This is a genomic window from Parafrankia soli (assembly GCF_001854695.1).
Taxonomy (GTDB): domain Bacteria; phylum Actinomycetota; class Actinomycetes; order Frankiales; family Frankiaceae; genus Parafrankia; species Parafrankia soli.
Genome location: NZ_MAXA01000077.1, coordinates 1 through 4,761, shown reverse-complemented (window position 1 = coordinate 4,761; position 4,761 = coordinate 1). Strand labels below are relative to the sequence as shown.

Below are 4,761 nucleotides of genomic sequence, written 5' to 3'. Positions count from 1 at the left end.
CCTCGTCATCGCCGACATAAACCGACCACTCGACGACCTCACCTACCATGCCGTCCTGGACTGGCTCGCCTACCGCCGCACCCGATGGCCCAACACCGCCAATCCCCATCTGATAGTCAATGGACAGACCGCGCTGGGACACGGTCCCGTCAGCGACAGCTGGCTATCCCTGATCGTCCGAGGCCTGCCCGTCACCCTCGAACAACTACGCGTCGACAGACAGCTCGACGAGGCCCTCACCCACGGCCCCGACCCCCTCCACCTCGCCGCCGTCTTCGGCCTCGACCAGAACACCGCCATGCGCTACGCCAACGCCGCCCGCCACCTCCTCGAGTCGCTCGCCGAGCGRCACACTCCCGACGGTTCAGCAGGAACCCAAGGGTCAACCACCGGTCCAAGCACCGACCGACCCGCGAGTTCGCGCTGAAAAGCCTTCAGATCGCGTGAACCCACGGGGATTCAGTGGCGCCACCCACATCGGCACACCGAGACGGAGTCCGAGCGCGAGAACATTTCCGAACCCGAAGAGGAACCTCAACGCGACCACCACGCCGACAATCACGGTCACCAGACGGGTCGAAGCGTCCGGGACCGCCAGGTCCACGGAACGTCTGTTCGATTCGGTAGATGATGTTACGGTCGGCGCGGTCACTGGGTATCGCCCCTGGTCAGGGCCCGGGTAGCGACCGGTCGGACAGTGATTTCAGGGCCAGCAACCAAGATCAATCGGTTCGGATGCTGGTACACATGGTCCGCTGGTACCTGCGGTTCGTGCTGTCGTACCGGGACGTCGAGGAGCTGCTGACTGAGCGCGGCATCGACGTTGATCACGTAACTGTGTATCGGTGGGTGCAACAGTCCTGCAAACTACACTTTTTATATGGCAAAGCTGAACGATCTGCGACTTGGTCTGTACACCTCGACGCATGCCCCGATCATGACGGGCCAGACGTCCAGACAGTCAGACCTCACCTGTGCGACAGAGCCTGCCGGGGCGGGCGTGCGGTAGACGACCAGGATGCAGTCGCGGCCGTCCATGTGGGCGGCCAGGTGGCGGTACATCGTCGGGCAAGAGATACCGAAGGCGCGGTGATCTCACCGATGGTGCGCTCGGCCCGGTGGCCGTTTCATCGACAGCTTGGTAGGGAACGGCAGTACTGGCGGCAATATGCCGAACTGTGTATATCCGACAGTGCCCGCCGGTCCGGCGGGCCGATGAACGAAGTGCGAAATGGACAAAGAGGACCCGCAGGGCGGCGCCAGAGTCTTCCCGGAGCCTCGCGATATCTGGCGGGCCGAGGCAGACCCCGGGCGTGGTGCGCGTGGGATGGCTCAGGTTTTCGCCGCTGGCGGCGAGGTGGGCCAACTGATGTCGGCCATGGACTGGTCCGCCACGCCGCTCGGACCGCTGCGCGGCTGGTGCACCGAGCTGCGGATGGCAGTGAGTATCTGCCTTGAGTCCCATTTTCCGATGCAGGTCCTATGGGGGCCAGATCTCATCATTATTCAAAATGATGGACTTGCTGTGCATATAGGGGAAAAATACCCGGAATGTATCGGTCGGCCCTATCGTGAGGTCTTTCCGGAGGCCATGCCCAGCGTCGGGCCGCTACTCAGTCAGGTGATGTCCGGCGGCGGGGCCACCTGGTCGCAAGATCTGCCGGTCCTGCTCGACCGGCACGGGTACCTGGAGGAGGGTTACTTCACCTTCTCCTTCAGCCCCATTCGGCGAATCCCGACCGCCGAAGTATTGGGGGTGTTCGTGGCGTCCCACGAAACGACACGGCACGTCGTGGGGCTGCGGCGACTCTCCTGCCTGCGCGAGATCGCGGGTGTCACCGTCCACGCACAAACCTCCGGGGAAGTGTTCACAGACGCGGTCGGCGCGCTGAGCCATACCTCGGCGGACGTCCCGTACTGTGTGATCCTCCTACGGGATCCCCGTACCCCTCGGCTGGTGCTGCGGCCTGTGGCGACGGCCGGACTGGCCACGGTGCCGGACGTGTTCTCCCGCCCGGGCACGCTCGACCCCGACGGCCTTCTGCCCGAGTTCGGGGACTCGCTGATCTCCGGCCGGATGCTGATCTCCAGACGGCTCCTCGACCGGCTCGAGCTCCAGCCCATCACCGACGTCCCGTCCGCTAACCGCGCGCTCGTCGTCCCCCTCACAGCAGGAGGGGACGATCCTCCCATCGGGCTCCTCGTGGCCGGTATCAGTGATCGTCTTCCTCTGGACGGTGACTACCGCACCTTCCTCACGTTGGCCGCCACCCAGATCTCCAGCGCCGCGTCGATGGCCCACAGCACCGCCGAGGCCCGCTATCAGGCTCTGCACGACACACTGACCGGACTACCGAACAGGGCCGCACTGTTCGATCACCTCGGACAGGTCATCGTCGAAGCCCAGGAACACGCACAGCGCCTCGGTTTCCTCTTCGTCGACCTCGACGGATTCAAGACCGTGAACGACTCGCTAGGTCATCAGGCCGGCGATGATCTGCTGTGCGCCGTCGCGAATCGGATCCGCCGGGCCGTCCGTCCCGGCGACTTCGTCGCCAGGCTCGCCGGTGACGAGTTCGCCGTCCTCTGCCAGAACATCACCTCCACAGACGAGATCGAGGCGGTCGCCGACCGAGTTCTCGTGGCTGTCTCGACATTCAGCTCCCACGAGCCACAGGCGAGGACTGTGACCGCAAGTATCGGCATCGCCCTGTCCGGTCCCACGACCTCCACTCCCGACGAGCTCGTACGCGCCGCGGACGTCGCCATGTACACAGCCAAACGGCAGGGCCGAGACCGCCACCAGCTCTTCGACGGCGCCACGCTCTAACTTGATCTTTAACCTCGGGCTTCCCGCGAGCTGTCGTCTGTGGTCGCCCGGCTCGGTAGCCACTGTTCATGAAGGCGAGGGAGTGTCCGACTATCGGTGGATCGGTCGTGGCGTTCGGTGATGGGTTAGTTGGTGGTGGTCGGGGTCAGGCGACCCTCGAAGGTGATCGCGAGGGCGTTGAGGGCGGTGTGGCTGCCGAAAATGCCATCCGCCCTGCTCAGCACGATCGCAGCCGTGGCTGCCGACCGTGGCCCTCCCCGCGCCCCGCCCTTGCCCGTCGGGCCGGCGGCTGCGCGAGGATGGCAGTTCGTGGTGCTTCGGCTGACCTACCTCGGCGTCGTGAACGCGTTCGCGCTGCTGCGCCTGCTACCGCGCAGTGATCGCGACAAGGACATCGAGATCCTCACCCTGCGACAACAGATCGCCGTCCTACACCGCCAACTCGACGGTCAACGGATCCGGTTCCAGCCCGCCGACCGCGCCCTGCTGGCGGCGCTCCTGCATGCGCTGCCGCGGCCAACGCTGCGTGGGCTGCGGCTACTCGTGCGCCCCGAGACCGTCCTGCGCTGGCACCGCACCCTGATCGCCCGCCACCACGGTGCCGCCTCCCGGCCGAAGCAGCGCGGCCGGCCCCGCACCCTACGATCAATCCGCGCCCTGGTGCTGCGGCTGGCGCGGGAGAACAGCGGATGGGGCTACCGGCGGATACACGGCGAACTCCTGACCCTCGGCGTCAAGATCGCCCCGTCCACGGCCTGGGAGATCCTGCGCGACGCTGGCATCGACCCCGCACCCGAGCGGACCGCGACCACCTGGGCCGACTTCCTCCGCTCCCAGGCCACAGCGATCCTCGCCGCCGACTTCTTCGAAACGGTGACCCTGACCGGAGCGCGTCTGTACATCCTCACGGTCATTGAGCACGCCACCCGCCGCATCCGGGTCCTGGGCGCCACCGCACACCCCACCGCCGCCTGGGTCACCCAGACCGCCCGCAACCTCACCATGGACCTCCACGACGCCGGCTCGACCGCCCGCTACCTCATCCGCGACCGCGACGGCAAACACCCAGCGCTGTTTGACGCGATCCTCGCCGACGCCGGAATCACGGTCGTACGCAGCGGTATCCGCGTCCCACGGATGAACGCGATCATGGAGCGGTGGGTGCGGACCTGCCGCCGCGAGCTTCTCGACCGAACCTTGATCTACAACCAGCGGCACCTCCTGCACGCCCTCCGCGCATACGAGGCGTTCTACAACTCGCACCGCCCCCACCAGGGCATCGCCAACGCCAGACCGCTCCAGCCGCTCCCCGAACCGATCACCGATCCGCACCGGCTGGCACGTCTCGACATCCACCGACACGACCACCTCGGCGGCATCCTCCACGAGTACGAACATGCCGCCTGACCAGCCCGGACGTAATTTTCGGCAGGTACAGTGTTGTCCGCCGGTGCCGGTGCCGGTGCCGGAGTTCGCTGGGTTCCGGTTCCCACCCGAAGTGATCGTTCTGGCGGTCCGCTGGTACCTGCGGTTCGCGCTGTCCTACCGGGACGTCGAGGAGCTGCTCGCCGAACGCGGCCTCGAGGTCGATCACGTCACGGTCTACCGGTGGGTGCAGCGCTTCACGCCTCTACTCGCCGGGGCAGCCCGGCCCTGCTGGCATCGGCCCGGCGACAGGTGGTTCCTCGACGAGACCTACGTCAAGGTCGCCGGCCGGTGGGCCTACCTCTACCGTGCCGTCGACCAGCACGGCCAGGTCATCGACGTCCTCGTCAGCACCCGCGGCGACCAGGCCGCTGCCCGCCGGTTCTTCATCCAGGCGCTGGCGCATGGCCGCCGCCCGGTCGAGGTCACCACCGACAAGGCACCCGTCTACCCGAGGATCCTCGACGAGCTGCTCCCCGAGGCCTGCCATGTCGACGCCGCCAGAG

3 protein-coding genes and 2 pseudogenes are annotated in these 4,761 nt (G+C 66.5%); all 5 read left to right on the top strand.

Translation table 11 applies throughout. The annotated features are described in order from the left end of the window. Window positions 1-427, top strand: a pseudogene (locus BBK14_RS08435) (hypothetical protein); the annotation flags it as partial. Window positions 428-735: 308 nt separating this feature from the next. Next, window positions 736-858, top strand: a pseudogene (locus BBK14_RS34920) (IS6 family transposase); the annotation flags it as partial. 373 nt (window positions 859-1,231) lie between these two features. Continuing rightward, window positions 1,232-2,830 carry a GGDEF domain-containing protein gene (locus BBK14_RS08425; RefSeq protein ID WP_241831304.1) on the top strand — a complete coding sequence of 533 codons (1,599 nt, stop codon included), beginning with the start codon at window positions 1,232-1,234 and terminating at the stop codon, window positions 2,828-2,830. Between the two features lie 309 nt (window positions 2,831-3,139). Next, window positions 3,140-4,237: an integrase core domain-containing protein gene (locus tag BBK14_RS08420; RefSeq protein WP_071060767.1), complete on the top strand. Its 1,098-nt coding sequence runs from the start codon at window positions 3,140-3,142 to the stop codon at window positions 4,235-4,237. A gap of 55 nt (window positions 4,238-4,292) precedes the next feature. Further along, window positions 4,293-4,761: IS6 family transposase (locus tag BBK14_RS08415; protein WP_116430024.1), on the top strand; the 469-nt coding region annotated here is incomplete at its 3' end.

Bases quoted from the DNA above. Each gene is read 5' to 3' on its own strand.
- BBK14_RS08425 (WP_241831304.1), top strand. From the start codon at position 1,232: ATGGACAAAGAGGACCCGCAGGGCGGCGCCAGAGTCTTCCCGGAGCCT.